The following is a 2902-nucleotide window of genomic DNA, read 5'->3' as shown; positions in this document are numbered from 1 at the left end:
AAATATCTCCTTTTGGGTTGTTAATAAAACATCCAATAAGTTGACTGTGCGTGAAAAAGAAAGTTTTGTGTGATGGCGTTGAAGATCGCACCGTTAAGCTCTTATGTGGGATGGTGCAGAGCTCGACGACTACCGATAAAACGCAACCGCCGCAAACAGACAAGAAAAAGCCCCAACTGATAACAGTTGGGGCTTCAGTATTGTGATTGGTGGAGCAATAGCACCCTGAACCCAAAACCTTCTCGCTCAACCGGTAGTGGCTGATAACAACTCGTGAGGGCTATTGCGGGTTAAGCATTTAGCGATGTCTAGGGCCAGACTGGACGTCTGAACGCAAGCCGCTGATACTGTACATAACCACAGTATCAGCGGAGGATACCCATGTCGCTGGCAAGGAACGCCACGGCGAGTCAATCGCCCACTCAAACAAACGGTTACGAACGCCACCAACCCGACCAGACGCTGCTCTACCAGCTGGTTGAGCAGCACTACCCAGCCTTCAAAGCCTCACTCGAAGCCCAAGGTCAACACCTGCCTCGCTACATCCAACAAGAATTCAACGACCTCCTCCAATGTGGCCGTCTGGAGTATGGTTTCATGCGGGTTCGCTGCGAGGATTGTCATCACGAGCGTCTGGTCGCCTTCAGCTGTAAACGACGCGGCTTTTGCCCTAGCTGCGGTGCCCGCCGGATGGCCGAGAGTGCGGCGCTGCTGATAGACGAAGTCTTCCCCAAGGAGCCCATTCGCCAGTGGGTGCTCAGCTTTCCTTTCCAGCTACGCTTTTTGCTGGCTCGCCATCCCCAGCTGATGGGCCAGGTCTTGAGTATCGTCTATCGTACACTCTCAACTCATCTGATCAAAAAAGCCGGTTACACCAAAGCCTCTGCACAAACTGGCTCAGTGACTCTTATCCAACGCTTTGGCTCCGCGCTAAATCTCAATGTCCACTACCACATGCTGTTTCTCGATGGTGTCTATGCCGAAGATGACTATGGCAAGCAACGCTTCCATCGTGTCAAGGCACCCACTTACGATGAGCTGAATACGCTCGCTCACACCCTCAGCCATCGCATCGCTCGCTGCATGGAAAAGCGTGGGATTTTGGAGCGTGATGCCGAGAATACGTGGTTGACACTGGAAGAGGGCGAAGACGATACGCTGACTCAATTACATGGTGCTTCGGTTACGTATCGCATTGCCGTCGGCCCCCAGCAAGGGCGCAAAGTCTTCACCCTGCAAACCTTGCCAGGGCGTGAGGATAAAGCCGACTCAAGCAGTCGAGTAGCCAACCATGCTGGTTTCTCGCTACACGCCGGTGTGATGGCCGAAGCGCATCAGCGGGATAAGCTTGAGCGCTTGTGTCGCTACATTAGTCGGCCAGCGGTTTCAGAAAAACGTCTGGCATTAACCGCCAATGGGCAGGTGCGTTACGAGCTCAAAACTCCGTACCGCAATGGCACCACCCATGTGATCTTCGAGCCGCTGGACTTCATCGCCAAACTCGCTGCGTTGGTACCTAAGCCGCGAGTCAACCTCACACGCTTCCACGGCGTCTTTGCACCGAACAGCAAACACCGAGTTCAAGTAACACCCGCCAAGCGGGGCAAGAAGCCCGACAAATCGGAAGGTCTCGATACTAACTGGCGTGACAAGAGTCCTGCAGAGCGCCACCGCGCCATGACCTGGATGCAACGCCTCAAGCGAGTCTTCAATATTGATATTGAAGTCTGCGAACACTGCGGCGGTCACGTCAAAGTGATTGCCAGCATCGAAGATCCGAAGGTCATTGAGCAGATTCTCAAGCATCTGAAACAGAAAACAGCCAAGGCGAATGCCGCCAAGCAGCGTGAGCTGCCACCAGAACGAGCGCCGCCACTGACTCCCAGCCTGTTCGATCCATCACAGAGTCGTCTCTTTGACTGACGACCCCAAATCCAACACTGCTCAACACTGCCAACTTTTAAACGGGGCGGTGGGGCAGTTTGTATCTCTCGAGCTATCAGGCTAGAGATTTTACCGCCAAATCGAACCTTATTAGAGCGGTTTAGGCTGGACCGGCAGTTAAAATTGGGGCTTGAGCGGTAAACGAGTGAGGGAATTTCAGGTAAGATACTTCGGATGAGGAGCAAAAAGGTGGTTTATACTTCCTATACCCAAGACGAACAGCTTAGACGCTTGATTAAAACCAAAGAGCGTGAGGATAAACGTAGGGAGGAAGAAGAAAGTAAATTCGGTATTCCCCTTGATAACGCTAAGAACTTAACTGTAGGAGATTAATATGCACAAACCAACCCCATTAAAACGGTTGTCGATGATACTTGCTCGTGACCTTAATGGTGCCATTGGTTACGAAGGTTCTTTGGCCATTAAATCGGACAATGATTTTGCGTGGTATAAGAAAATTACCAAACCATTTAAGCACGCTGTTTGTGGGCGAGTAACCTATGAGGAAGATTTGCCCGATATCGTCAAAAAACGCCACAGATTCATCATTATTACCCGTAATCCAGACAAGTACGCTAGTACTCCTGAAGCACAGTATATGACGCTCTCAGACGCGTTAAAAGAGTTACAAGTTTGGGACGTACCTGGTCACGACATTATCTGCTTAGGTGGTGCTGAAATTTACAAGGCATTATTGCCTTACGTTAGTACTGTTTACCTGACTACATTCTTTTCAGTAGCAGATGAAGCAGATACTTATTTCAATGACTTTACAGATAAATGGGAATCAGTAGGGGCCACTTGGTTTAACGACTGCTACTGCACCCGTCTGGAGCGTGTATGTCAATCTACAAACAATATTATCTAACATGTAATGATTGTGGTGCAATCTACCAAGAAATAGCAGAGGAGCTTTAGATACCACCTGCTTGTAGATTTTCAACTGTTAATACTGACC

General features: G+C 50.0%; 3 protein-coding genes. All 3 read left to right on the top strand.

Going from position 1 to position 2902, the window contains the following annotated elements:
* Positions 1 to 381: 381 nt before the first annotated feature.
* On the top strand, positions 382 to 1923 hold the full coding sequence (locus PSF28_RS23485) for an IS91-like element ISCR1 family transposase (protein WP_000050481.1): 1542 nt from the start codon (positions 382 to 384) through the stop codon (positions 1921 to 1923).
* 210 nt (positions 1924 to 2133) lie between these two features.
* Complete coding sequence (locus tag PSF28_RS23480) at positions 2134 to 2277, top strand: hypothetical protein (RefSeq protein WP_160317945.1); 144 nt, start codon at positions 2134 to 2136, stop codon at positions 2275 to 2277.
* Position 2278: 1 nt separating this feature from the next.
* Positions 2279 to 2812 (top strand): trimethoprim-resistant dihydrofolate reductase DfrA42, encoded by a 534-nt coding sequence (gene dfrA42, locus PSF28_RS23475; protein ID WP_045475347.1) that lies wholly within the window; start codon positions 2279 to 2281, stop codon positions 2810 to 2812.
* Positions 2813 to 2902 lie beyond the last annotated feature (90 nt).

Source organism: Providencia sp. PROV130 (assembly GCF_028482225.1).
GTDB classification, from domain to species: Bacteria; Pseudomonadota; Gammaproteobacteria; order Enterobacterales; family Enterobacteriaceae; genus Providencia; species Providencia rettgeri.
The sequence above is the reverse complement of the archived record's forward strand: the minus strand, read 5'-3'. Positions and strand labels throughout refer to the sequence as shown.